Origin of the sequence: Streptomyces sp. NPDC001568 (assembly GCF_042893755.1) — a bacterium.
Lineage (GTDB): Bacteria > Actinomycetota > Actinomycetes > Streptomycetales > Streptomycetaceae > Streptomyces.
This window is the reverse complement of the sequence record NZ_JBIAVF010000002.1, coordinates 85,700-110,486: the sequence shown is the minus strand read 5'-3', so window position 1 is coordinate 110,486 and position 24,787 is coordinate 85,700. Positions and strand designations below refer to the sequence as shown.

The following is a 24,787-nucleotide window of genomic DNA, read 5'->3' as shown; positions in this document are numbered from 1 at the left end:
GGCATAAGCCAGGCCCGACTCAGTGGCCGGCCAGGTCGCCCAGTTCGCGTTCGGCGCTGTCCAGGAGCATCTCCAGCGCGACGGGGTAGGCGCTGTGCGGCATCCGGGCGGCCAGTAGCCCGACGGTGGCCGCGATGTTCGGGTACTCGTCGGCGGGCAGCCGGGCGTACGTCGACTCCCACCGCTCCTCGTCCGCCTCGCGGGCTTTCGCCGTCAGCGCGAACGGGCCCGCGTCGAGCGCCGCGAAGGCCAGGCACTGGTCGATGTAGGCGTGGTAGATCCGCACGGCGTCATCGTCGGGGAACCCCGCGCCGCGCAGGCCGCCGAGGATCGCCTCGTCCGCGGCGATCTCCCGCGGCCGCCCCGTCACCCGGCTCGCGGTCAGCAGCGCGGCCTGCGGATGCGCGAGGTACGCACCGTGGATGCGGAGCCCGAGGGAGCGCAGGTCATCACGCCACCGCCCGGTCGATGCCCAACCGGAGAGCGCCCGGCCGATCAGCTCCTCGCCCATGGCCAGGGTGAGGCCGTCCATGCCGTCGAAGTACCGGTACAGCGTGCTGGGGTCCGCGCCCAGGGCGGCGCCGAGCCGCCGGGCCGAGAGTCCCGCGCTGCCGTGCTCGCGCACCATCCGCAGGGCCGTCTCGACGATCAACCGCTCGGACAGCACCGTCCCCTGCCGGGTCGGACGCCGTCGCCTGCGCGCGTCCTCCGGGACCACGTCCTTCGCCATCGCCCGCCCCTCTCCGTCGTCCTCCGTACGGCCGCGCCGTCCTCCGGCGCCGGCCGACCTTATGCCAACACCATTGACCTTAGCTCGTGGCGGCGGGTTCCATCAGGCCCCGAGGCGCAGGCCTCACAGAAACCCGAGGCGCAGGCCTCACAGAGACCCGAGGCGCACGCCTCGCAGAGAAGGGACCTCGCCATGCGTGTTCTGCTTGTGGGCGCCGGCGGCGTCGGCAGTGCGATCACCCGGATCGCCGCCCGCCGTGACTTCTTCGACCACTTCGTCGTCGCCGACTACGACCTGGGCCGCGCCCAGGCCGCGGTCGCGGCCCTGGGGGACGCGGAGCAGCGCTTCAGCGCCTGCCGCGTCGACGCCTCCGACGAGGCGGCGGTCACCCGGCTGCTGTCCGAGCGCGGGTGCGACGTCCTGATGAACGCGACCGACCCGCGCTTCGTGATGCCCCTGTTCAACGCGGCGTTGGCGGCGGGCAGTCACTACCTCGACATGGCCATGTCCCTCTCCCGCCCGCACCCCGAACACCCGCACAGCGAGTGCGGGGTGAAGCTCGGGGACGAACAGTTCGAGCGGGCCGAGGAGTGGGAGAAGTCGGGCCGGCTGGCGCTCGTCGGCATGGGTGTCGAGCCCGGACTCTCGGACGTCTTCGCCCGTTACGCGGCCGACGAACTCTTCGACGAGATCGAGGAGATCGGCATCCGCGACGGGGCGAACCTGGCCGTCGAGGGCTACGACTTCGCCCCGTCCTTCAACATCTGGACGACGATCGAGGAGTGCCTGAACCCGCCCGTGGTGTACGAGCGCGAGCGCGGCTGGTTCACCACCGAGCCGTTCAGCGAGCCCGAGGTCTTCGACTTCCCGGAGGGCATCGGTCCCGTCGAGTGCGTCAACGTCGAGCACGAGGAGGTCCTCCTCATCCCGCGCTGGGTGGGGGCCCGTCGGGTCACCTTCAAGTACGGCCTCGGTGACGACTTCATCGGCAAGCTGAAGACGCTCCACGCCTTGGGCCTTGATTCCACCGAGCCGGTCACGGTCCGCGGCGGGGACGGCCCGGTCCGGGTCTCGCCGCGCGACGTGGTCGCGGCCTGCCTGCCCGACCCGGCCGGCCTCGGCGACCGGATGACCGGCAAGACCTGCGCCGGCACCTGGGTCAAGGGCGTCAAGGACGGCCTGCCCCGTGAGGTCTACCTCTACCACGTGGTCGACAACCAGTGGTCCATGCGCGAGTACGGCTCCCAGGCCGTCGTCTGGCAGACCGCCGTCAACCCGGTGGTGGCCCTGGAACTGCTGGCGACCGGCGTGTGGTCCCGGCCGGGCGTCCTGGGCCCCGAGGCGTTGCCGCCCCTGCCCTTCCTCGACCTGCTCACCGCGTACGGCTCGCCCTGGGGCATGCGCGATCAGGCCGCCACCATCCCGACGACGCCGGGTCGGTGAGGCGCGCGTAAGGATTTCGTCATCGTTGTCCGGTGGCCGTGCCGTCCGCCCACCCCGTTGAATGGGGGAAACGATCAGCGGGTTCGGCAGGGGAGCGGCAGTGGTGAACGGCAAGCGGCGCGGACGGTTCTTCATCGGAGGCCTGGTGACGGCCCTGGTACTCCTGGGCGTGGGCGTGTACTGGTTCCAACCGTGGAAGCTCTGGCAGGACGACCGCGTCGACGAGGCCCTGCCGACGGCTCCGAAGCCCGCACCGTCCGCGTCCGCCCCGCCGTCGGGCGGCGCCGCCCCTGCCGCCCCGACGCTGCGGACCGTGGCCCGGGGGGACCTGATCAGTCACGAGCACGCCACCACGGGCACCGCGAAGCTCATCCGTCTCGCGGACGGCTCGCACACGCTCCGGCTGGAGGACCTCGACACCAGCAACGGGCCGGACCTGCGGGTGTGGCTGACGGACGCCCCGGTGAAGGAGGGCACGGCCGGCTGGCGGGTCTTCGACGACGGCAGGCACGTCAGCCTCGGCAAACTGAAGGGGAACAAGGGCGACCAGAACTACGAGGTACCGGCCGACCTCGACCTTTCCGAGTACAGCAGCGTCACCATCTGGTGCGACCGCTTCGACGTCTCCTTCGGCGCCGCCGAACTGACCAGGGCCTGAGGCCTCCGAGCCGGAGCCGGTCGGTCAGGGGCCCGCAGGCGCGTCCTACAGGGCGAAGCGCACCCCGGTGAGTTCCTCCGAAAGCGTCCACAGCCGACGCGCGGTGGCTCCGTCGTGGACGGCCCGGTCCCGGGTTCGCAGGGCGGGCCGGCCGCGGAGCTGGAACGGTCCGTCCGGTGCGACGTAGCTGCCGCCCGGCAGGTCGGGGACGGTCGCCGCGTACAGGGAGGTCATGGATCCCTCCGCCGTGGGGCGGAAAGCGATCTTCAGGAGGATGCGGGTGAGGCGGTCGTAGGCGCGGCCTCGGGCGCGGTGGGCGCCGCCGGTGAGCACGTTCGTCCGGGTCAGGCCGGGGGCGACGACCATGGACCGCAGGTCCGATCCGGCCGCTTCGCAACGGCGTTGGAGTTCCATGGCGAAGTAGAGGTTGGCGCGCTTGGACTGGACGTAGGCGAAGGCGGACCGGTAGCGGCGTTCGGCGTTCAGGTTGGTCAGGTCGAAGCGGGCGAAGCGCTGGCCCTCGCTGCTGACGGTGACCACGCGGGGGTCGCTCGAAGCCAGCAGGTGCGGCATCAGGAGGCCGGTCAGCGCGAACGTGCCGAGGTGGTTGACGCCGAACTGGGACTCGAAGCCGTCGGCGGTTCGGGAGAACGGCACCATGGCGACGCCGGCGTTGTTGATCAGCAGGTCGATGCGCGGCGGGTTCCACCTCTCGACGAAGTCCCGTACGGACCGCAGGTCGGCGAGGTCGAGCACGCGCAATTCGGCCCGGGCGCCGGGCACTTCGGCACGCAGTCGGGCCACGGCGTCGCAGCCGCGTTCGCGGTCCCGGCAGGCGAGGACGACGTGGGCTCCGCGGCGGGCGAGTTCGCGCGCGGTGACGTAGCCGATGCCGCTGTTGGCGCCGGTGACGACGGTCAGCCGGCCGCTCTGGTCGGGGATGGCGTCGTGGGACCAGTTCGGGGCGGTGCGGCGCGGACGCCGCCGGGCCGGGGACAGGAGGGTGAAGGAGGTCGCTGCGCGTACGACACGGGTCACGGCGGTCTCGTTTCGTTGAGGTTCGGGTGCCGGGCGGCAAGAGCGACAGGGCCGTATCGCAACCATTCGTTGCGATAGGCTCAGGGTGTCGCACATTCGGCCCTCAAAGCAACCAGGAGTTGCAATGGATTCCGCAGGATCCTCCCGACGCCGGACTCCCGCTGTCGGACGGGGCAGCAGGATGCGTGCCGCGGTGCTGGCGGCGACCGTCGACGAACTCGCGGACTCCGGTTACGCGGCACTGACCGTCGAGCGCGTCGCCCAGCGCGCCGGCGTCCACAAGACGACGATCTACCGCAACTGGCAGCACCAGGACCGCCTGGTGGTCGACGCGTTGGCCGGTCACTTCGCCGACGACGTCGCGATCCCCGACACCGGATCGGTCGAAGCCGACCTGCGCGAGCTCGCCCTGTCGCTTGTCGCCACCCTGAACTCCGCCGTTGGACGTGCCCTGTTGGGCGCTGTCCTGACTGACGCCGCACGCGTTCCACAGCTCGCCGAGATCAAGAAGACGCTCTTCGAGGACCGTTTCCGTCGAGCGGAGCCCGTCGTCACTCGGGCCGTCGACCGCGGCGAACTTCCCGCGGACACCGATCCCGTCGAACTCCTCAAGACCCTTGCCGCGCCGGTCTACTTCCGGCTCGCGTTCATCGGTGAAACGGTCGACGAGGCAACCGCCGAGCGTGCGGTGCGGGTCGTACTGGCCGCCGCTCGGGCCCGCGCCCTGTCGCCGATGGACTGAACGCGTCCGCGGATCCGCTCCGCGAGGAGCGGGGGACGTCCAGGAGGGCCCCGACGGCACCACCCGCACCCCGAGCTCCGACGACGCGTTCCGCGCCGCCGGCGTTCCCCCCCCCAGCGCTCCTGGCGGTCGTCGTCCTCCCGTGGTGGGCCCGGAGGCGCACCTACCCGCAGGCCCGATCGGCCGCCATCCTGCCCGCCCGACCACCGGGGTCTGCCCGACCCGCGGACCTCGGGGACATCGTCCGTCACCGCCGGTCCAGCGGTTGCGGAGGGGGCCGGGGGGCGACAGCGTGGAGCCGCAGGGACCCCATCCCATCCTTCACGAGGGAGTCGCCGTCATGGGCGGTATGCAGGACAAGCGCCAGGAGCCGGGCAAGGGCCGCGAGGAGCAGGAGCAGGAGCGCACCGGCCGCCCCGGGCAGGAGCGCACGCGCCGCCCCGAGCAGGACCCCGTCCACCCCGGTACGAGCGCGGTGAAGGCCCGGGGCAAGAGCCCCGAGGAGCTCAAGTACCCCCGCCAGGACGAGAACCCGCGCGAGCGCGACGAGGACGAGAGGCGCGACGGGGAATCCTGACCCGGCACCACACGCCCCACCGTCACCCCGTACGCGGGACCCGGGACCCGGCCGGGTCCCGCGTCCCGCGTACGGGCTCCGGGACGGCTACCCGGTCGCCGGTTCGCCGGGGGTGAAGGTCACCGGCAGGCTCTGCGGGCCGCGCAGTCCGCCCGGGCGCCAGGGGATCTCGTCCGCCGGTACGGCGAGCGCCAGGTCGGGGAGCCGGCGCAGGACGGTACCGATCGCGATCTGGCCCTCCAGCCGGGCCAGCGGGGCGCCCAGGCAGTAGTGGATGCCGTGCCCGAACGCGAGGTGGGCGTTGTCCTGCCGGGTGATGTCCAGGCGCTCGGGATCCGGGAAGCGCGCCGGGTCGCGGTCGGCGAGGGCCGAGCCGATCAGTACGGTCGCGCCGCGCGGCACGGTCACGCCCGCGATCTCGACGTCCTCCCGCGCGAACCGGGCGATGCCGGGGCTGACCGGACCGTCGTAGCGCAGGAACTCCTCGATCGCGCCCGGCAGCAGCGACGGATCGGAGCGCAGCAGCTCGAACTGGTCGGGGTGGGCGAGCAGGGTGGAGATGCCGCCACCGATCAGGTTGACCGTGGTGATGTAGCCCGCCGCCAGCAGCAGGAACACCATGGCGACCAGCTCGTCCTCGGTGAGCCGCTGTTCCTCGTCCCGGGCCGCGACGAGGTCGCTGAGCAGGTCGTCCGCGGGGCGGTCCCGCTTGTCCCGGATGAGCTCGGTGACGTAGGCGCGCATGTGCAGCCACGCCTCGTTCACCACGGCGGGATCCGGCGGCCCCGCGCCCCGCATGATCATGCGGTCGGTCCAGTGCTGGAAGTCGTGACGGTCGTCCACCGGCACCCCCAGCAGCTCGCTGATCACCGTGACCGGGAGCGGCAGCGCGAAGTCCGCGACGAGGTCGGCGCGGCCGGTCGGGACGACCGCGTCCAGCAGCCGGTCGGTGATCTCCTGGATCCGGGGCCGCATCCCGGCCACGCGACGGGCCGTGAACGCCTTGGACACCAGGCGGCGCAGGCGGGTGTGGTCCGGCGGGTCGCTGCGGAGCATGTTGCTCAGCATCGACTCGCGCTCCGTGCCGGGCAGCTGCCGCAGCAGCCGGGTGTCGGCGGCGTCGCGCACGTCGCTGCTGAGACGGGAGTCGGACAGGGCCGCGAGGCCGTCCTCGTAGCGGGTGACGAGCCACGCTTCCAGGCCGCCCGCGATGACGGCGCGGCGCACGGGGCCGTCCTCGCGCAGGTGCCGGTACAGCGGGAACGGATCCGCGAGGAAAGCCGGGTCGGCATAGGGCAGAGGGACCGGCTGCTCAGTCATGTTGCCTCCCGAGGTCAGTCATGTTGCCTCCCGAAGGGTGTCTTCCGGTTCAGCGGGCGCATCGGTGGGGGCGCCCGGGCCGTGGGCGCGGCGGCTCAGCGGAGCGACTCCTTCGGGGGTCGCTCGCGCAGGGCCCCGTAGGCGAGGAAGTACGCCGGGACCCGGTTCAACCACCGGGAGTCGGTGATCAGCTCGGTCATGCGCTTCGCCCGCCGGGGATCGCCGAACGCGGTGCGGCCCGCCAGCAGCGGTTCGATGACCTGGCGGTGGGCGAGGCGCTGGAGCCCCTGGGTGGCGACCGTGGTGGGCATCCGGCGCTGCTGGACGCGGCGCACGTCCCGGAGTCCCACGGCGCCCTCACGCAGCGGCCGTACCAGGTGGCGGGCGGCGGCCACCGCGTCCTGCACGGCGAGGTTGATGCCGATGCCGAAGACCGGCGACATGGCATGGGCGGCGTCACCGATGCACAGCAACCCGGGTCGGTGCCAGCGGCGCAGCCGTTCGAGCCGTACGTCGAGCAGTTTGACCTCGTCCCAGGAGGTGAGGGCGTCGGCCCGGTCGGCGAGCCAGGGGGCGGCCTGCGCGAACCGGGCGTTGAAACGCTCCAGGCCCTCGGCCCGTCGTTCGACATCGGTCCCCTTGGGGATGAGCGCCGCGCACTGCCAGTAGTCGCCGCGATCGATGAGCGCGGTGAAGAACCGGTCTCCCACGCCGCCCACCAGCCCGCTGGGATCGTCCTCGCGGCGCGGCAGGCGGAACCACCAGGCGTCCATGGGACACGGGAAGCCCTCCAGCCCGAGCTCGGGCAGCGCCCTGGCCAGCGAACCGCGACCGTCGCAGGCAACCGTCAGGTGGGCCCGGATCTCGCCCGCCTCGCCGTCAGCGGTCCGGTACCGCACGCCCGTGACCCGTCCGCCCTCGATCAGGAAGGACGTCGCCCCGGTGTTCATGCGCAGGTGGAAGGAGGGCTCGCGGCGCGCCTCGTCGGCGAGGAGGTCGAGCAGGTCCCACTGCGGCACCATCGCGATGTAGTTGTACGGGCCGGGCAGCGCCCCGATGTTCCCGACCATGACGAGCGAGCGGTCCGGTCCGAGGGGCAGCTGGACGGAGGTCACCCGGCGCTGCGGCAGCCGGGCGAACCGTTCCGCGAGCCCGATGTCGGCCAGCAGGGACAGGGTGGACGGGTGCACGGTGTCCCCGCGGAAGTCGCGCAGGAAATCGCCGTGCTTCTCCAGCACGGTCACCTCCACCCCGGCCCGGGCCAGCAGCAGCGCCAGCACCATCCCGGCCGGCCCGCCTCCCACCACGCAGCACGTCGTGCGCTCCACGGCCACCACTCCCTTCGCGGGGACCGGGCTGGCCCCAGAGGACATATACCGCAATTGGGGCTGCGGGACCCGTAAGCCGGAGAGTCCGACCGGCCCGGCCCGGGCCCGACCACATGGGGGCCGCGGGCCTCCCGCCGCGGGTACGCAGTCCAGGCGTGCCGGGGTGCGGCGTGGGTAGGCGCCGGGCATCCCGGGCCCTCGGGACCGCCTGCGTCAGCGCGGGCCGTGCCGCCGAGGGCGTGGGGAACGGACGTGGCCGTCGAGACGAGGAGGACCCATGTCCGCACACATCCCGGACCCGGAGCCGTCGGACCCTGCCCCGCGACCCGCGGCGCCGCCGCCCACCGCCGGCGGGGTGCCGCCGGGTGAGACCCCGCCGGGGGAGTCGAGCACCGGCTCGGGGGCGGGGCCGTACCGGCCGCTCACCCGCGGCTGGGGCATGGGGCCGCTCGTGGTGATATGCCTGCTCGCGTTCGCCTGCGCCCTCTTCTTCCTGGCCTACGCGGTCTTCCTGGACCTCTGAACAGCGTCGTCCGTCAGGTCAGGGCCCGAGCCCCCGGACCGGCAATCGGTCCGGGGACGGCCGAAGGCCGTGCCGCGTGCCCGATCCCGGCGGACACCGGCATATGTTTCACGAGCACCCCCGCATCAGCCTCGACACGCTCAGCCGGACCCCCCCCGCTGCCGCCTCGCAACGAAAGGGCGACGAATGTCCGAGCCCGGTCTTCGGACCCAGCAACCTGCCCCTGCGGCGACCCGGTCGGCGAAGCCGTCCCCGGGACACCACGCGGTCGCGCGGGCCCTGGGCCTGCTGATGGCGTCGACGCCGTGCACGGCCCGGCACGCGCGCCTGATCCTCGCGACGGCCGCCGACCTCGCCCAGGTCTCCGTCCCCGAGCTGGCGGGCGCGATGGCGACGGCGCCCGGCGACGGCCCCGCCCCCGCACCGGGACGCGTCGTGCGCGCCCTCCACCGCGCGGTGGAGGCCGCCCGCACCCCCGCCACGCCGACGACGCCGGACACCGGACCGCCGCCCAGCCGGACCCGGACCGAAGAGGTCCTCTCCCGGTTGCGGGGCTGCCAGGCCCGCCTCACGAACGCCCCGCACGACCCGGGCGCCGTGCGGGCCATGGACGACGCCGCCCACACCCTGTGCGTCCTGATGGGCCGCCCCAGCGCCCACGAAGCGGTGCTGGCGGCGGAGCGCCGGCTGGCCGGAACGACCTGAGGCCGCCCCCCGTGCCTGCCTCGGGCCGCGCTCAGAACGTCAGCCGGAACAACGCGCCCCCGCCCGGAGCGGGCTCCGCCGTCAGCTCCGCGGCGTGGGCCCGCGCGATCTGCCGGGCCATCGCCAGGCCCAGCCCCGAGCCCGGCAGGGCGCGAGCCGCCCCGGCCCGGTAGAAGCGGTCGAAGACGTACGGCAGGTCCTGCGCCGAAATCCCCGGCCCGTGGTCGCGGACGGTCAGCTCCGCGCCCCGGCCCGGACCGCCCGCCACCAGCTCCACCTCCACGGGCAGACCGCCCCGGCTGAACTTGGCCGCGTTGTCGAGCAGGTTCCCCAACAGCCGGCTCAACCGCGCCGGCACCCCCGGCACCACGACCGGCCCCTCGGGCACCCGTACCCGGAACGGGACGTCCGGCCAGTGCGCCCGTGCGGCCTGCGCGCAGTACTCCACCAGCGCGCCGAGACGGACCTGCTCCACCAGAGGCTGCGGCTCCTCGTCGCGCGCCAGCTCGATCAGGTCGTTCACCAGCCCCGTCACCTCCCGCAGCTGCCGGCCCAGCGCGGCCGACGCCCGCTCGCGCTGGTCCGGCGTGAGCCGGTCGCCCCGCGCCAACAGCTCCGCGTTGGTGCGCAGCGCCGTCAACGGGGTGCGCAGCTCGTGCGAGGCGTCCGCGACCAGTCGACGCTGGGCGGTGACCGACTGCTCCAACTCACCCAGCATGGTGTTGAAGCTCCCGGCCAGCCGGGTGATCTCGTCCTCCCGTCCCGGTGGCGGCAGCTCGATCCGGTGCCGCGGGTCCCGGGTCGCGGCGATCCGCTCGGCCGTCGCGGTGAGCCGGGTCACCGGCGCCAGCCCGGTCCGCGACACCCAGTGGCCGAGGAACGCGGCCAGCAGCACCCCGGCCGCCGCCGTCGCCACGAGCCACCGTGCGGCGTCCTCGATGCCGTCCTCCACCGTGTCCGCCCGCAGCGCCACCTGGAGCGCCCGCCCCTTGGCGTAGTCGGTGGTGAGCATCCGGGCGGGATACCCGGACACCGTGATGTTCGTGTAGAACGGGGCCCGCCGACCGGCGGCGACCTCCCGCGCGGCCGCAGCCACGGGCAACAGTCCCGGCGTACGCGGGTCGCCGGCGGGGGTGGCGGCCACCACCTCCGCGCACGCCGGGGCCGCCAGGAAGCGGCACTCCCCGGCCAGGGTGCCCGGCGCCGCCCCCGGTTCGCGCTGGGCGGCCAACCGCGCCGCCTGGGTCAGGCTGAGGTCGAGCTGCTGGTACAGCGCCGACCGGACCACGACGAACGCCGCCGCGCACACCCCGACGGCCACGAAGGCCACGGCGGCGGTGACGGCCAGCGCGAGCCGGGTCCGCAGGGGACGCCGCCTGCGCCAGGCCCCACCGAGCCGCCGCCGGCCCGCGCCGCTCACGCCGCGTCCAGCCGGTAGCCGACCCCGTGGACGGTGTGGACAAGCCGGGGCTCCCCGCCGGCCTCCAACTTCCGGCGCAGGTAGCCGACGTAGACGGCCAGCGAGTTGGAGTCGGGCCCGAAGTCCCGCCCCCACACCAGCTCCAGGATCGACTCGCGCGGAAGCACCTGGCCCGGGTGGCGCAACAGCAGCTCCAGCAGGGCCGCCTCGGTACGGCTGAACTCCAACGGCCGCCCGCCCCGCCGCCCGGTCCGGGTCGCCGGATCCAGTACGAGGTCGGCGAAGCCGAGCGGGGCGTCGCCCGCCGGCCCGGGCGAGGCCCGCCGCAGCAGCGCCCGTACCCGGGCGACCAGCTCGTCCAGCGCGAACGGCTTGACGAGGTAGTCGTCGGCGCCGGCCTCCAGCCCGTCGACCCGTTCGCTGACGGAGTCGAGCGCGGTCAGCACCAGGACGGGCGTACGGTCACCCAGCGCCCGCAACCGCCGGCAGACGGCCAGGCCGTCGAGCACCGGCATCATCACGTCGAGGACGACCGCGTCGGGCTCCCACACCGCCACCTGCGAGAGGGCCGCGAGGCCGTCGCCCGCGCCCCGGACCTCGTACCCCTCGACGCGAAGGCCGTCCTCGACGGCCGCCCGGACCTCGGGCTCGTCGTCGACGACGAGGATCCGCGGCCCGGGGGCGCCGCCCACGCCGCCCGCATCGCCGGTGGTGCCGGGGTGGCCCGTGTTGTCCGAACTGTTCATGGGGAACAGCCTGCCAAAGCCGTCTGAGAGAACCTCTTAGAACGTTCTTAGGGCGCACCGGGAGTGTGCGGCCATGACCACACCACACACATCCGCGGCACTCTCCGTCGTGATCGGTGCGGGCGGCACCGGCGGCCACATCTACCCCGGCCTCGCCCTCGCCGAGGCACTGCGCGCCGCCGTGCCGGGCGCGGTGGTCTCGTTCATCGGGACCGAGCGGGGCCTGGAGACCGAGCTGATCCCCGGCGCCGGATACCGCCTGCACACCGTCGACATGATCCCCTTCGACCCGGCCCTGGGGGCCAAGCGCTACCTGCTGCCGGCCGCCCTGCTGCGCTCCGCGCACCAGGCCCGCGCCGTGATCCGCGGCCAGGGAGCCCAGGTCGTCGTGGGCATGGGCGGCTACCCCAGCGCGCCCGCCGTCCTCGGGGCCCGCCTGGCGGGGCTGCCGGCCGTGATCCACGAGTCCAACGCCGTCCCCGGCCGCGCCAACCAGTTCGCGGCCCGCCTCACCCCGCACGTCGCCGTGGCCTTCGACCGCAGCCGCGGCCACCTGTCGGGCGGCGCCCGGGCGCTCACCACCGGCATGCCGATCTCCGCGGCCCTCGCCGGCCTCGCCGAGCTCCCCGGAGCGCACCGGACGGCCCTGCGGGCCGATGCCCGGCGCGCGCTCGGCGTCCCCGAGGGGCGGCGGCTCGTCGTCTTCAACGGCGGCAGCCTCGGCGCCGTCCGCCTCACCCGCGCCGCGATCGCGCTCGCCGGGCTGTGGCAATACCGGGACGACGTACAACTCCTGGTCAAGACCGGCCCGGCCGCGCTCCCCGACACGGTCGCCGACCTCGCCGCCTCCGGCGGGCAGCGCATCGCCCGGGCCGTGCCGTACCTGGACCGGATGGACCTCGTCTACGCGGCCGCCGACCTCGTGGTGTGCCGCGCCGGCTCGGCGACCGTCGCCGAACTGGCGGCCACCGGCGTCCCCGCCGTCCTGGTGCCCTACCCGTACGCCCCCGGCGACCACCAGACCCACAACGCGCGGGTCCTGACCGACGCGGGCGCCGGACTGCTGCTGCCCGACGCCGAAACCACCGCCGAACGCCTCGCCGGCCTGATCGGCCCGCTGTTGGCCGACCCGGCCCGACTGACGGCCATGGCCGGCGCCGCCGACCCCGGCCCGCACGCGCGGGCCGCCGAACTGCTGGCCGCGGAAGTCCTCCGCGTCGCCGGCTTCGTCCCCACCCCTCACCTGGAGCGCATATGAACCCGAACAGCTGGACCGGCCGCACCGTCCTCGTCACCGGAGCCGAAGGCTTCATCGGATCGACGTTGGTCGACCTGCTGGTGGCCCGGGGCGCGCGCGTACGGGCCTTCGTGCACTACAAGCCGTACGCCGAGAAGGGCCACCTGGCGCGCCACCTCGCCGACCCGGACGGCCCCGTCGAGATGTGGGCCGGTGACGTCCGGGACGCGGGCCGGGTCAGCGACGCCGTCGCCGGCTGCGACACCGTCCTCCACCTGGCGGCGCTGATCGGGATCCCGTACAGCTACGCCTCACCGGGTGCGTACGTGCAGACCAACGTCACCGGCACCCAGAACATGGCCGAGGCCTGCCGCCGCCACGGCGTACGCCGCCTCGTGCACACCTCGACCAGCGAGGTCTACGGGACGGCGCTGACCGCCCCGATCTCCGAGAGCCACCCGCTGCAACCGCAGTCCCCGTACTCCGCGTCGAAGATCGGCGCGGACATGATGGCGCTCTCCTTCCACCACGCCTTCGAACTTCCGGTGACGGTGGTGCGCCCGTTCAACACGTACGGACCGCGCCAGTCGGCGCGCGCGGTCATCCCCACGATCCTCGCCCAACTCCACGCGGGCTCCCGCGAGATCCGGCTCGGGTCGCTCACCCCGACCCGGGACTTCACGTACGTCACGGACACGGCCGAGGGTTTCCTCGCGGTGGCCGAGTGCGACCGGGCACTGGGCGAGGTCGTCAACCTCGGCACCGGCGAGGAGATCTCCGTCGGTGATCTGGCCCAGGCCCTGATCAAGGCCTCCGGCCGGGACGCCGAGGTGGTCGTCGACCCGGCCCGACTGCGGCCCTCGGGCAGCGAGGTCCAGCGCCTGCTGTCGGACAACCGCCGGGCCCGCGACTGGGCCGGCTGGCGCCCCCGGGTCGGCCTGGAGGAGGGCCTGCGCCGCACCTCGGACTGGGTCGCGGCGAACCCCACCCTCTTCGCCCCGAACCGCTACGCGGTGTAGCTCGGCGACGGGGCGGGCGCCGGCGGCCGCCCGCTGCCCGAACCCGGGCGGCCCGAGCCGTGCGTCGTGCCGTGCTCAGAGGGGCTTGAGGCGGGTGCGCAGGAGGCAGAACTCGTTGCCTTCCGGGTCGGTCAGGACGTGCCAGCCCTCGGAGCCGCTCTGGCCGACGTCGGCGGGCCGGGCCCCGAGGGCCAGCAGCCGTTCCAACTCGGCGTCCTGGTCCCGGTCGGTGGGATTGACGTCGATGTGCAGAGGGAGTTTCCCGGACCGGGGATCGGTGCTGGGGCTGAGGACGAGCGTGGGCTGCGGTCCGCCGAAGCCGATGCCGGGCGGCCCGATCTCGATGCTTCCGTCGTCCTCCCGATTGAGTTCGACGTAGCCGAGGACCTCGCTCCAGAACGCGGCGAGCCGCTCCGGGTCGGCAGCGTCGATGACCAGCTCACTGATGCGGGATGCCATGCCCGTCAGTCTAGGTGGGCGGCGCCGACGCGCACGGTGGGGTTCCTACGACCGCGCAACCGTCGGAGGGACCCACACCGTGCCGCGGGCCTCGTACTCGAGCATCGTCTCGACCCCCGTCGCCGCATCGGCGCCCAGCTCCCGGCGTACCAGCCACAGGGCGAGGTCCAGGCCCGAGGTGATGCCGCCCGCCGTGACCAGGTCGCCGTCGTCCACCACGCGCGCGTTCTTCAACAGGCCGCCCTGCCGCTCCAGATCGGGGCGCGCCTTGTGATGGGTGGTGCAGGGGCGGTTCCTCGTCAGGCCGGCGGCGGACAGCAGCATGACGCCCGTGCAGATCCCGCTGATGGTGAGGCCGCGCCGGGCCGCCGAGGCCAGGCTCCGCGGGAGCGTGCCCTTGGCGATCTCGGCGGGAACGCCGGGGCCGCCGGGGCGTGCGTATCCGCCACCGGGTACCACGATGACGTCCGCCGAGCGGGGAGCCCAGGCGTGCTCGACCTCGACCCGTGTGCCGTACGCGGCCCGGACGGTGCCCGGGCCGGAGACCGTCACGTAGCGGACGTCGATCGTGCGGTCCGTGAAGAACCGGGCTGCGGCGAAGACCTCGTAGGGGGCGGCGAAGTCCAGTTCCTCCACGCCGTCGAACATGACGACGTGCACGCGCAGCGGGCCGCCCGCCTCGGCGGCGGAACGCGGTGCGGCGCTCGCCGCCGCGGCCGTGGCCGGCCCGGTGGCCGCGCCGACCGCCGCGGCCGTGGCGCCGATCGCGGTCGAGGCTCGGAGTAGGTCCCTGCGGTTCATCCGGTCGTCCCGTTCCGATCGCGGTTGCCCCGGCCGCCCGCGTGGCGGAGGGGGCCGGGCGGGCGCGAAAGCCCACCCGGCGCGGGTCAGAAGTCGGACCGCGGGGCGGGGGAGTTCCCCGCGCCCGTCGTGTCGTACGCCACATCCGCCCGGGGAGTCATCACGGCCCCGCCCTGCGGTCGGACGTCGGTCAGTCGTCCAGGGCGTCCAACACCTGACCCAGGTCCACGAACTTGAAGCCGGTGGCGGTGCGCGGACCGTCCTCGGGGCTGTCGTGGCCGTCCTGGACCACGAGGAGGCCGCGGGGGAACGCACGGCCGAGGGGCTGGTTCAGGGCCGCGGCGCCGTCGCACTCCTCCGATCCGTCGAGGGTGCGGGAGCGTGCGGTGATCCGTACGCCGCCCTCGTACTCGTGCCCGTCCTCGCGCTCGCGGTCGTAGAAGGCGAAGGTGTCGTCGCCCTGGCTCGACGCCATGAGGTAGCCGTCACCGTCGCCCTCGTCGACGATGGTCAGCCCCTCCACGTCCGCGGACAGGCGACGGCCGCCGAAGCCCGGGTCGGCGCCCGCCGTGCACTCCTCGGTCTCCTCGTCGAATGCGGCGGGGACGCCGTACTCGCGGACCCGGTCCACCAGTACCGGCGCCGAGGTCAGATCGGCGGGCATCCGCCAGATGCCGACGTCCTCCTGGCCGGCGTAGAGCGTGCCGCTCGCCGGGTCGACGACCATGCCCTCCACCTGCGGGCGTTCGCCCGGCTCGCCGCAGGGGGTCCAGGACGTCCCGTTCGGCAGCCGGAAGGAGGAGGGCAGGTCCAGGGTCCGTACCAGGCGGTACCCGACCGTGCCGCCGGCGGAGGCCGCCAGTTCGAGGAGGGCGACGCGGGTCTCGTGGCGGCGGCTGACCAGGGCGTAGTCACGGCCGGTGGCCCGGTCCGTCCAGGTCGCCAGGCCATAGGCGGTGCGCTGGTCGTTGATCTCCTCCTGCGAGCCGGAGAAGACCGGGGGGACGGTCGGCGCGGTGACGTCGGTCAGCGGGCCTCCGGGCCGGTCGCGGTCGATGCGGTAGAAGCGGAGCCGGTCGTTTCCGCGGTCGGTGACGACGGCGAGGTCCGCCCGCCCCGTTGACAGGCGCATCCGGTGGATCAGGTCGACGTTGTTGAACCGCCCCGGCGCGTCATCGGGGCCCGGCCCGCTCGGCGCGGGCAGTGCCTGCACCTGGCGCGCGCCGAGGTCGTAGACGCGCAACCCGCCCTCCTTGGCCGTGGCGACGACCAGGCTGCGGCCGGGGTCGGCGCTGTTGCGCCAGATGGCGGGGTCGTCGGCGTTGGCGTTGCCGCCCTCCTCGTCGTCGAACAGCGTGGCGGTCTCCGCCACCGCGGTGACCGCGGGCAGCGAGCCGCTCCCGCGGCCCTGCGCCGCGGCCGGAGCGGCCGAGGTGAGACCGGCGAGGACGGCGAACGCCGCGGTCAGCGCGAAGGCGGCCGTGACGGGGCGGGCGGGACGAGTACGACGAGGGCGATCAAGGCGGTGAAGTTCCACCGGGCGTCTCCAGCGGTTGGTCGGACACGTACGGGCCATGGCGGCTGAAGACTGGAGCCCTCGCGTTACGGGCGCGTTGTCACCGGGCGACGGACAGCCATGCACGACATGAACATGACGTGCGGCCGAACCGCCCCGACCGGCCGGGTCGCCCGAGCCCGCGTACGAACCACGGAGGCTCCGCGCCCCCGTGGTTGCCGTCCGTCCGTCCTCAGTACGTGTGTCCGACGTGGGCGAGGGCCTGCTTCAGCAGCACTCCGTGGCCGCCGGGCATCTCGCTCTGCACGGCCGGGGAGGCCGCCTCCTGGGGGCTGAACCACACCAGGTCGAGCGCGTCCTGACGGGGGCGGCAGTCGCCGGTCACCGGGACGATGTAGGCGAGGGACACGGCGTGCTGGCGCGGGTCGTGGTACGAGGTGATGCCGGCGGTGGGGAAGTACTCGGCAACGGTGAAGGGCTGGAGGGACGAAGGGATCCGGGGCAGGGCGACCGGGCCGAGGTCCTTCTCCAAGTGCCGCAGCAGCGCGTCCCGGACCCGCTCGTGGTGCAGGACGCGGCCGGACACCAGGGTCCGGCTGACCGTCCCGGCCGGACCCATGCGCAGCAGCAGCCCGATGCTGGTGACTTCGCCGCTGTCGTCCACGCGTACGGGCACGGCCTCCACGTACAGGATCGGCATCCGGGTCCGGGCTGTTTCCAGTTCGTCGGTGGTCAGCCAGCCGGGCGTGGTTTCGGTCGTGTCAGACATTGCTTGAGCATACGTTCCTGGTGGGGCGCCCGCAGTAATCGGGGCCGGTTCGCACAAGGCAGTTCGAGCGGCGTTCGGTCGCCGCCGAGTTCGGTCCTGACGGAGCGGCAGCCGCCCGCGCCATTGGTCGCGGGCGGGCCGACCGGCGCCCGTGGACGGGCGACCCGGCCCGGCGTCAGCGCGCCGCACTCCTCGCGATCACCAGCAGACCGGAGCGGGCCAACGCCAGCAGCGCCGCGCCGCCCTCCTGGGGGCCGGCGCCGGCCGCCGCTGCCGCCCGTGCCCCGGTGCGGGTGCCGTCGCACATCCGGAGCAACTCCCTGGTGCCGGAGTCGAGTCGGAACGCCCGGACCGGCTCCTGCCACGTCCGTTGGAGGGCCACCGGGACCGCTGTGGCGGGCACCACCGCGGGTGCGTCCGGCGCGGTCACGTCGTGGTCGAGATCGAGGACGACGACGGTCGCCGGCACCACCGGCACCCCGTGTTCGACTGCGTCGGCGTCGAGGGCGGCGACCTGCCGCGGCCCGGTCTCGTACCAGTGCCGTGCGGCCCGCACCGCCACCTCGTCCCGGCCGAGCCGGTACCGCTCCAGTTCGAACCGGCCGAACGCCAGCAGGCCCGACGGGAGCCGTCCGGCGGCGAAGTCCAGGAACGCCGTCGCGGACCGCACGGCCCCGACCGGGTCGTCCGGGTGGGCGGGACGGACGGAGCCGGTGACGTACTCCCGCAGCACCGAACGGTGTCGGGCGATGACCTCGGCGACCGTCCCGGGCAGGGCGAGCCCGATCACCACCCGGTGCTTCTCGGCGACGTCCCCGGCCACCATGGCGTACACCGTGTCCGGGACGCCGCTGATCAGCGCGAGGTCCTCCTCGCCGAGGCCGTACCGCCGGCGCACCGCCTCGGGGTCCGCCCGCAGTTCGGCGACGGTGAGCGCGGGGCCGGTCAGCAGGGCCGCCAGCGCGTCGACGAGGGTCATCGGCCGGCCACCCGTCCGGCAGGGAGCACGGCCGCGAGCCCGGGCGCCCGCCGCGGCGCTCCGAACCCGACGATCCGCCGGGCGCGGGCGAGTTCGGCGGTGAGTTCCGTGAAGTCGTCGGGAAAGTCCTGGTCCCGTTCCACCAGGGTGGCCCTGAGCTCGGTCCGGCCGGCGAGTTCGGCCAGGAGCTGCCACACCCGCTCCGGAACGGGCGCGCTGTGGCTGTCCCGAGCCGTGCCGTCCGCGCTCTCGATGCCACCCGCGAGGTGCACCTGTACGACCCGCTCCAGCGGGATCGTGTCGAGGAACTCCCCGACGTCGTAATGGTGGTTGCGGGAGTTGATGTCGAGGTTCGTCAGGTCGAGGAGCAGCCCGCAGTCGCAGTGTTCCATCAGCTCCGTGAGGAACTCGGCCTCGGTCAGCGGGTGCGGCAGGTCGAGGTGGTAGGTGATGTTCTCCAGGATCAACGGCGCGCCCACGGCGGCCTGGACCGCCTGCGCGCGACGGGCGAAGTTGCGGGCGACGCCCCGACTGCGCGGCAGGGGTGTCAGCGTGCCGACGGAGACCCCGCCGGCGCGGGTGAAGCACACGTGGTCGCTGAACCACGGGGCGTCGATCTCCTCGACGAGGGCGGCGAGCGCCTGTACGTAGTGCGGATCGGGTTCCTCCGGCGACCCCAGCGACAACTCCAGTCCGTGCGGCACGAGGGGGCGGTCGCGTCGCAGTGCGCCCAGCGACTCGCGCACGTCCGGCGGAGCGAACAGGTAGTGCTCGGTGATCACTTCGAGCCAGTCGACGGCCTCGCCGGCGGTGGCGACATCCGAGGCGAGCTCCTTGCGGTATCCGAGTCCGGAACCGAGACGGGGCAGGTGTGCGGGCATGGTCACTCCTCAGGCGTGGCGGCGGTCTGCCGGTGCTCCTGGTCCCGAGGCTAGGCAGCCCGGCCCGCCGGCTCCGTCCTGCGAACGGTGGAGCGGGGGGACGGTGGAGCGGGGGGATGCAGGAGAGGGGGGACGCAGGAGCGGCGCCGACGCGGGGCCGGTCGATCCCGGGCCCCACGGATCGCGGTGCGCCCGCGTTCGTCCCCCCGGGTCGTCCCATGGGAGGACAGCGGGCCGTCCCCGTGGTTCCTAGCGTGGGGGACGCCGCTGCTGGTGAGCCACCGGGTCGCCGGGCGGGGGCGCGGGTTCCGGCGGACCGCCCTGCCGGAACCCGGAGCCGGAACGAAGACACCCATTCCGATCGGAGCACACCATGACCACCATGACCGCAGGAGCCCGCCCCACCACCACCGGCGCGACGGAGTTCGGATTCGCCCTGCTGCCGGCCGCGGCCGGAGCACCCTCCCAGGCCTGCCAGAGCTGCGAGGACTGCCTGACCGTCGTTCCGGCCGAGACCCCCGCCCACTCGGCGGCCGCCCGGCCGCGCCGCTGAGAACACGCGCCCCGCAGGGCGGTGGGACCCGCGTCCCGCCGCCCTCGCGCCATGCCCGCGGCCGCTTCCGCGCCCCCTCGTACGGGACGTCGTCCCCCGGCTCGTCCAGCCGGACGACGGGGGCGCCGCGGGCCCCCGCCTACCGTCGAGGTGAGCCCCCGCGGCCACCGGAGCCGACCGGGTACCGGCCCCCGCACCGGTCGCCCCGCACCACGCGGCCCCCTCCAGACACCGCCCCCACCAGGTACCACCCGGCATCGAGGACCCGAGGAGCCACGTCGTGATCACCGCATCGCCGTTCCGCCCGACGAAGGCAGGCGCCGCCCCCCGGCGCACCACAGCTCCCGCTACCACCTCCGTACCGGATCCCGTGCCGGCCGTCGAGGCGAGGGGCCTGACCAAGACGTACGGGGACCTCACCGCGGTCCGCGGCGTCGACCTTCGGGTGCACGCCGGCGAGATCTTCGGATTCCTCGGGCCCAACGGAGCCGGCAAGTCGACCACCATCGGCATGTTGTGCACGCTCGTCGAGCCCACGGGCGGCACCGCCACCGTCGCCGGACACGACGTCGTCCGCGAGCGGGCGGCGACCCGCCGGCAGATCGGCCTGGTGTTCCAGGAGTCCACCCTCGACGGGCAACTCACCGTGGAACGCAACCTCCGCTTCCACGCCCAGATGTACGGGGTCGCCCGTACGGCCATCGACCCGCGCGTCGAGAGGGTGTTGGGCCTCGTGGGCCTGACCGACCGGCGGGGCAGCAAGGTCAAGACCCTCTCCGGCGGCATGCAGCGCCGACTGGAGATCGCCCGCGGGCTGCTCCACGCGCCGCGCGTGCTGTTCCTCGACGAACCCACCGTCGGCCTCGATCCGCAGACCCGCCGCCGACTGTGGACCTGCATCCGCGACCTGCGGCGCACCGAAGGCGTCACGATCTTCATGACCACGCACTACCTGGACGAGGCCGAGGTCTGCGACCGCATCGCGATCATGGACCACGGACGGGTCGCCGCCATCGGCAGCCCGGCGGAGCTGAAGGCCGAACGCGGTGCGGACCGGGTCCGGTTCACCACGTCCGACCCCGAGGCGGCGCTGGCCGCGCTCGGGGAGCGGTTCGGGCTGCGCGGGCGCACCGAGGAGGACGGCGCGGTCGTGGTCCTGGTACCGGACGGGCCGGGCTTCCTGCCCGGACTCGCCCGCGGGCTCGGTGTCCCGGTCCGCTCCATGGAGGTCTCCCGGCCCTCGCTCGACGACGTGTTCCTCGCCTGGACCGATCGCGACGGGCCGCCGGAGAACGGCTCCGACCCCGATGGCGACGCGGGGCCGCGACGCGGACCCGGGGCCGCCCGGCTCGCGCAGGCCGAGCGCCGCCGGAGGACCCGATGACCGCCGTCGGGTACGTCGCCGCCCCCCTCAGCCTCGCCACGCCCGGCCTGGGCCTGCGCGGCCACCTGCGGACGGTCCGCGTCGTCTGGCACCGCGACATGCTCCGCCTGGTCGCCGAACCGGTCCGGATCGCCACCGCCCTGCTCCAGCCGATGCTCTTCCTCTTCGCCCTCGGCGCCGGCCTGGGAGCGCTGACCCGGCCCGTGTACGGGATGCCCTACCAGACCTTCCTCTACCCGGGCGCCCTCGCCATGCCGGTGGTCTTCGCCTCGATCGGGGCGGCCGCGTCCATCGTGTGGGACCGGGAGTTCGGGTTCCTGCGCGAGATGTTGGTGGCGCCGGTGAGCCGGACGGCCATCGTCACCGGAAAATGCCTCGGCGGGATGACCACCGCCCTGCTCCAGGGCACGATCGTGCTGGCCCTCGCCGGCGCGGTCGGCGTTCCGTACGGCCCGAAGCTGATGCTGACGCTGTTGGGCGAGATGGCGCTGCTCGGCTTCACGTTCTCCTGCTTCGGTGTGCTCGTGGCGGCCCGCATGCGCTCCGTCCAGTCCTTCATGGCGTTCACGCAGATGGTGGTGCAACCCCTGTTCTTCCTCTCCGGCGCGCTCTTCCCGCTGTCGCGACTGCCCGGCTGGCTGTCCGTCATCACCCGCTTCGACCCGCTCGCGTACGGGGTGGACCCGCTGCGCCGGGCGGTGTTCGCCGCCGCGGGCGCCACGGCCGCCGCACCCGGAGTCACCTGGGGCGGCTACCGGGTGCCGGTCTGGATGGAACTCCTGCTCGTCCTCGGCGCGGGCCTGCTCATGCTGTGGGCCGCGGCCCGGCTGTTCCGGCGCGGGTGACGGGCGCGGTGGACCGGCGCGGTGGACCGGCTTGGTCCACCGGCCGGGGTGGCCGGCCGGGGTGGCCGGCCCGGTCGACCGGCCCGGGGGTGACGGGCCGGGCGGTTCGCCACGACCTGATCGACGCGACCCGAATCGCCCCGCCTCGCCCCGACAAGGCCCGAACGGACGACGGCCGTTCGGGCCAATGCACGCTCCACTCGAAGGGGGCCGGGGCAACCGCCCCGGCGCACACCGGCCTTCGGGCCCGACCGCGGAGGTCGCACCATGTCCACCCTCCCCACCACCCGCCCCGACGACGCGCGGCCGCTCGCCTGCCTGCGACCGCGCCGCCACGGCCCCCCGCCCGACGCCGGTGAACGGACCGCCGACGTCGTACAGGCCGAGGCCCGCGGCCTGCGCTGCGCCCATCTCCTCGGGCTCCACGCCGACATGCTCGGCTTCGGCGGCGATCCCACCGTCTTCGCCTGCACCCTGCGCCACGCCGACGGCAGCGTGGCCGGCCGGGGTCTGGGCGCCGGGAGCACGGGGACCGCGCGGACCGGCGCGCTGCTGGAAGCCCTGGAGGGCCACGCGGCGCGACGCCGGCAACCGGGCAGACGAGCCGGCGTGCCAAGCCGGGCTCCCGCTCGGGGCCCGGCCGTCGGAGCCGTCGGCGGCACCGGGATCGGTTGCACCGACGCCGAGGCGCTCCTGCACGCGGTGAACGAGGCCGTGGAACGGATGGCGGTGGCCCGCTTCCTGGCCGCCGCCGTCCCCTACGGCCCGAACGCGGGCCCGGCGACGGTGCCGGTGCTGGACCGGGCGACGCTGCCTCCCGGCCTGGCCGACGTCGTGGACCGGACGGAGCACCGGATCGGCGCCCGGGTGGACATCGCGGCGATCGAAGCCCCGGTACCCGTCTTCCTGGCGTACGCGGTGACCACTGCGGGGGAGCCGCCGCGCCTCGGGCTCGGCACCTCCCTGTCGCCGGCGTTCGCCGTGCGGAGGGCCTGCCGGGGACTGCTGGAGGACACCCTGCCCGCGGGTACGGCCTGGGGACGCCATCCGACGGTGGTCTCGGCCGACGCCGCGCACATGACGACCGTACCCGCCGGGGCCCTGCCGCCCTGGGCGGCCGTCCTGCCCCTCGGCGAGCGGGACGGATCGCGGTACGGCTGCACGGGACGGGGCGACGGCGGGCGCGCGGAACCGATGCCTTTCGTCGCCGACGGCGCACCCGCCTCCCCGGCGGCGCACCTGCGACGGATCGTGGACCTGCTCGCCGACCGGGGCATGTCGCTCCGCGTGGCGACGCTCACCGACCTGCCCGCGGGACTGGAACTCGCCCACACCCTGCTCGTCGCACCCCGCACCCCGATCCGATCGGTACCCCGGCCCGCCCCGCCACCCCCGACCGGCGCGCCACCGGCCACCCGCCGCGTGCGCACCGGTCGCGAATCCGTCGGGTGAGGCCTGACGCCCCACGCGCCCCTGCCCCCTTGGAAGCCGCGGCCCGACGGGCCGGTTTTCCAAGGGGGCGGGCAGCGCTTCAGCCGCTTGTGCGGGCGGCCGAACCCAGCCGGCGGACCTCCGCGGTGACCACGTCCACGATCTGCTCGGCCTGAGCGTCGGTGAGCACCAGCGGCGGGGTCAGTCGGATCATCCCGGCGGCGTGCGGGATCAGGACCCCGGCCTCGGCGGCCCGGCCGGGCAGGGCCCGTGCCCGTTCCACCACGGCGGGGTCGGCGCCGAAGTCCACGGCGAGCATCAGGCCGCAGCCGCGCACCTCCCGTACCCAGGGCAACTCCTCCAGCGGGCGCAGGGCCGCGAGCATCCGGCCGCCCGTCCCGGCGGCCCGCCGCGCGAGCCCCTCGCGTTCGATGACGTCCAGGTTGGCCAGCGCCACGGCGGCGCCGGTGGCGTGCCCGCTCGCGGTGAAACCGTGCCGCAGGGGGAACCCGTCCAGCATGTCGAGGACCCGTCGGCCCACGAGTACGGCGCCCATCGGGAGGTAGCCGCTGGTCAGGGCCTTGGCCGTGACGACGATGTCGGGGTTGATCCCGTGGCGGGGAGAGGCGAACCAGTCGCCGGTCCGGCCGTACCCGGTGGCGACCTCGTCCGCGATGAGCAGGATGCCGTGCGCTTCCAGCACCCGGCGGACCGCCGGCCAGTAGCCGGGCGGCGGGACGACGTTGCCGGCCACCCCCATGACGGGTTCGCCGATGAAGGCGCTGATCAGGCCGGGCCCGACCCGTTCGATCGCCCGCTCCAGCTCGCACACCAACATCGGGACCGCGTCCGGACCCAGCGCGTGCGGGTCCGGCCGGGTCAGTCGTACGGTGTGCCGTGACGGCGGGCCGAGCCCCTGGTGCACCTCCGCTCGGGCGGTGACGGCCAGCGCCCCGGCCGTGGCGCCGTGGTAGGAGCCCTCCAGGGCCAGGACGAACGGCCGGTGCTGCCCGCTGTGGTGGAAGTGCGCGAGCCGCGCGAGCTTCAGCGCCGTCTCGACGCCCTCGCTGCCCGAGCTGGTGTAACTGACGCGGCTGCCGGGCGCGGGGGACAGGTCGGCCAGCCGCCGGGCCAGCAGCAGGGCCGGCTCGTTGACCGGGCCGGCGTGCAGCGGGTACGAGGACAGCTCCCGCATCTGGGCGGCGGCGGCCTCGGCCAGTTCCTCCCGGCCGTAGCCGACGGCGCACTGTCCGAGGCCGGCGAGCGTGTCGATCAGGGCCCGCCCCGCGCTGTCCCACAGCACGGCCCCCTTGCCCCGCACCAGGCACAGCCGGGCCGCGGGGGAGCGGCCGACGACGGCGTTGGGAAGAAGGATCGGGTACCCGGTGGCGCGCACCGGGGCCGGGACGCTCACGACCCGGCTCCGGACGCTGGTGCGGGTGCGCAGGCGCAGACGTGGGAGGACGAGCGCGGGTACGGGGCCGGCGTGGACGATCCGGACGGGCCGCGGTGGGCCGTGGGTCCGGGAGTGGCGTGCGGCAGCATGGGGGCCTCCTCGCGTGGCGCTGTGCGGAACGCCTTCACGGTAGGCACCCGCCCCACGACGCCAGGTCATGCGTTCGAGCGATCCGACGGACGACGCGAGCGGCGTACCGCTCGGCAGGCGGATCCGTCACACGACTG

The 24,787-nt window shown here is 74.3% G+C and carries 25 protein-coding genes; 12 read left to right on the top strand and 13 right to left on the bottom strand.

The window, feature by feature from the left end; all coding sequences use genetic code 11:
- Window positions 1–19: 19 nt before the first annotated feature.
- Window positions 20–730 carry a TetR/AcrR family transcriptional regulator gene (locus ACFY0I_RS03585; protein WP_388889600.1) on the bottom strand — a complete coding sequence of 237 codons (711 nt, stop codon included), beginning with the start codon at window positions 728–730 and terminating at the stop codon, window positions 20–22.
- A gap of 192 nt (window positions 731–922) precedes the next feature.
- Here ACFY0I_RS03585 and ACFY0I_RS03580 point away from each other — a divergent pair, with 192 nt between their 5' ends.
- Together ACFY0I_RS03580 and ACFY0I_RS03575 are read left to right on the top strand one after the other, a co-directional pair.
- Entirely contained in the window at window positions 923–2,173 is a 1,251-nt protein-coding gene (locus ACFY0I_RS03580; RefSeq protein WP_388889598.1) for a saccharopine dehydrogenase family protein, read from the top strand.
- Between the two features lie 100 nt (window positions 2,174–2,273).
- On the top strand, window positions 2,274–2,831 hold the full coding sequence (locus ACFY0I_RS03575) for a DM13 domain-containing protein (RefSeq protein ID WP_388889596.1): 558 nt from the start codon (window positions 2,274–2,276) through the stop codon (window positions 2,829–2,831).
- A 45-nt stretch (window positions 2,832–2,876) separates the two neighbouring features.
- On the opposite strand, the gene ACFY0I_RS03570 is transcribed toward ACFY0I_RS03575, so the two are convergent.
- Window positions 2,877–3,830, bottom strand: coding sequence for an oxidoreductase (locus ACFY0I_RS03570; protein ID WP_388890631.1), 954 nt, complete (start codon window positions 3,828–3,830; stop codon window positions 2,877–2,879).
- 220 nt (window positions 3,831–4,050) lie between these two features.
- Here ACFY0I_RS03570 and ACFY0I_RS03565 point away from each other — a divergent pair, with 220 nt between their 5' ends.
- Together ACFY0I_RS03565 and ACFY0I_RS03560 are read left to right on the top strand one after the other, a co-directional pair.
- The gene (locus tag ACFY0I_RS03565; RefSeq protein WP_388889594.1) at window positions 4,051–4,611 is read left to right on the top strand and encodes a TetR/AcrR family transcriptional regulator; all 561 of its coding nucleotides are present in this window, start codon (window positions 4,051–4,053) and stop codon (window positions 4,609–4,611) included.
- Between the two features lie 340 nt (window positions 4,612–4,951).
- On the top strand, window positions 4,952–5,188 hold the full coding sequence (locus ACFY0I_RS03560; RefSeq protein WP_388889591.1) for a hypothetical protein: 237 nt from the start codon (window positions 4,952–4,954) through the stop codon (window positions 5,186–5,188).
- 87 nt (window positions 5,189–5,275) lie between these two features.
- Here the strand turns inward: ACFY0I_RS03560 and ACFY0I_RS03555 are convergent, their stop codons facing one another.
- A complete protein-coding gene (locus ACFY0I_RS03555; protein WP_388889588.1) occupies window positions 5,276–6,508 on the bottom strand; it encodes a cytochrome P450 in 1,233 nt (410 codons plus the stop codon).
- A gap of 95 nt (window positions 6,509–6,603) precedes the next feature.
- On the bottom strand, window positions 6,604–7,836 hold the full coding sequence (locus ACFY0I_RS03550; RefSeq protein ID WP_388889586.1) for an FAD-dependent oxidoreductase: 1,233 nt from the start codon (window positions 7,834–7,836) through the stop codon (window positions 6,604–6,606).
- 277 nt (window positions 7,837–8,113) lie between these two features.
- Between ACFY0I_RS03550 and ACFY0I_RS03545 the strand changes: the two genes are divergently transcribed.
- Window positions 8,114–8,359, top strand: coding sequence for a DUF6480 family protein (locus ACFY0I_RS03545; protein ID WP_388889583.1), 246 nt, complete (start codon window positions 8,114–8,116; stop codon window positions 8,357–8,359).
- A 186-nt stretch (window positions 8,360–8,545) separates the two neighbouring features.
- The gene (locus ACFY0I_RS03540) at window positions 8,546–9,064 is read left to right on the top strand and encodes a DUF5133 domain-containing protein (protein ID WP_388889580.1); all 519 of its coding nucleotides are present in this window, start codon (window positions 8,546–8,548) and stop codon (window positions 9,062–9,064) included.
- A gap of 31 nt (window positions 9,065–9,095) precedes the next feature.
- Here the strand turns inward: ACFY0I_RS03540 and ACFY0I_RS03535 are convergent, their stop codons facing one another.
- Together ACFY0I_RS03535 and ACFY0I_RS03530 are read right to left on the bottom strand one after the other, a co-directional pair.
- Complete coding sequence (locus ACFY0I_RS03535) at window positions 9,096–10,484, bottom strand: sensor histidine kinase (RefSeq protein ID WP_388889578.1); 1,389 nt, start codon at window positions 10,482–10,484, stop codon at window positions 9,096–9,098.
- Window positions 10,481–11,230, bottom strand: coding sequence for a response regulator transcription factor (locus tag ACFY0I_RS03530; protein WP_388889575.1), 750 nt, complete (start codon window positions 11,228–11,230; stop codon window positions 10,481–10,483). The genes ACFY0I_RS03535 and ACFY0I_RS03530 overlap by 4 nt, the downstream gene beginning before the upstream one ends.
- Window positions 11,231–11,303: 73 nt before the next feature.
- On the opposite strand from ACFY0I_RS03530, the gene ACFY0I_RS03525 reads away from it, so the two are divergent.
- Both ACFY0I_RS03525 and ACFY0I_RS03520 read left to right on the top strand, forming a co-directional pair.
- Window positions 11,304–12,488 carry a glycosyltransferase gene (locus tag ACFY0I_RS03525; protein WP_388889572.1) on the top strand — a complete coding sequence of 395 codons (1,185 nt, stop codon included), beginning with the start codon at window positions 11,304–11,306 and terminating at the stop codon, window positions 12,486–12,488.
- On the top strand, window positions 12,485–13,486 hold the full coding sequence (locus tag ACFY0I_RS03520) for an SDR family NAD(P)-dependent oxidoreductase (RefSeq protein WP_388889570.1): 1,002 nt from the start codon (window positions 12,485–12,487) through the stop codon (window positions 13,484–13,486). Before ACFY0I_RS03525 ends, ACFY0I_RS03520 begins: the two co-directional genes overlap by 4 nt.
- Before the next feature lie 75 nt (window positions 13,487–13,561).
- On the opposite strand, the gene ACFY0I_RS03515 is transcribed toward ACFY0I_RS03520, so the two are convergent.
- From ACFY0I_RS03515 to ACFY0I_RS03490, 6 genes are all read right to left on the bottom strand, one after another.
- On the bottom strand, window positions 13,562–13,945 hold the full coding sequence (locus ACFY0I_RS03515) for a VOC family protein (protein ID WP_388889568.1): 384 nt from the start codon (window positions 13,943–13,945) through the stop codon (window positions 13,562–13,564).
- 45 nt (window positions 13,946–13,990) lie between these two features.
- Window positions 13,991–14,746, bottom strand: coding sequence for a DJ-1/PfpI family protein (locus ACFY0I_RS03510; RefSeq protein ID WP_388889565.1), 756 nt, complete (start codon window positions 14,744–14,746; stop codon window positions 13,991–13,993).
- A 190-nt stretch (window positions 14,747–14,936) separates the two neighbouring features.
- Window positions 14,937–16,283, bottom strand: coding sequence for a phytase (locus ACFY0I_RS03505; RefSeq protein ID WP_388889562.1), 1,347 nt, complete (start codon window positions 16,281–16,283; stop codon window positions 14,937–14,939).
- Window positions 16,284–16,494: 211 nt separating this feature from the next.
- The gene (locus ACFY0I_RS03500; protein WP_388889559.1) at window positions 16,495–17,031 is read right to left on the bottom strand and encodes an NUDIX hydrolase family protein; all 537 of its coding nucleotides are present in this window, start codon (window positions 17,029–17,031) and stop codon (window positions 16,495–16,497) included.
- Between the two features lie 175 nt (window positions 17,032–17,206).
- On the bottom strand, window positions 17,207–18,010 hold the full coding sequence (locus tag ACFY0I_RS03495) for a hypothetical protein (protein ID WP_388889557.1): 804 nt from the start codon (window positions 18,008–18,010) through the stop codon (window positions 17,207–17,209).
- Window positions 18,007–18,891, bottom strand: coding sequence for a DUF692 domain-containing protein (locus ACFY0I_RS03490; RefSeq protein WP_388889555.1), 885 nt, complete (start codon window positions 18,889–18,891; stop codon window positions 18,007–18,009). The genes ACFY0I_RS03495 and ACFY0I_RS03490 overlap by 4 nt, the downstream gene beginning before the upstream one ends.
- 373 nt (window positions 18,892–19,264) lie before the next feature.
- On the opposite strand from ACFY0I_RS03490, the gene ACFY0I_RS03485 reads away from it, so the two are divergent.
- From ACFY0I_RS03485 to ACFY0I_RS03470, 4 genes are all read left to right on the top strand, one after another.
- Complete coding sequence (locus ACFY0I_RS03485; RefSeq protein WP_388889553.1) at window positions 19,265–19,444, top strand: hypothetical protein; 180 nt, start codon at window positions 19,265–19,267, stop codon at window positions 19,442–19,444.
- Between the two features lie 280 nt (window positions 19,445–19,724).
- A complete protein-coding gene (locus ACFY0I_RS03480; RefSeq protein WP_388889551.1) occupies window positions 19,725–20,828 on the top strand; it encodes an ATP-binding cassette domain-containing protein in 1,104 nt (367 codons plus the stop codon).
- Window positions 20,825–21,673, top strand: a complete 849-nt coding sequence (locus tag ACFY0I_RS03475) for an ABC transporter permease (protein ID WP_388889549.1) — start codon at window positions 20,825–20,827, stop codon at window positions 21,671–21,673. The genes ACFY0I_RS03480 and ACFY0I_RS03475 overlap by 4 nt, the downstream gene beginning before the upstream one ends.
- A 267-nt stretch (window positions 21,674–21,940) precedes the next feature.
- Entirely contained in the window at window positions 21,941–23,125 is a 1,185-nt protein-coding gene (locus ACFY0I_RS03470) for a YcaO-like family protein (RefSeq protein WP_388889547.1), read from the top strand.
- 79 nt (window positions 23,126–23,204) lie between these two features.
- Here the strand turns inward: ACFY0I_RS03470 and ACFY0I_RS03465 are convergent, their stop codons facing one another.
- On the bottom strand, window positions 23,205–24,518 hold the full coding sequence (locus ACFY0I_RS03465) for an aspartate aminotransferase family protein (protein WP_388889544.1): 1,314 nt from the start codon (window positions 24,516–24,518) through the stop codon (window positions 23,205–23,207).
- Between the last annotated feature and the right edge of the window lie 269 nt (window positions 24,519–24,787).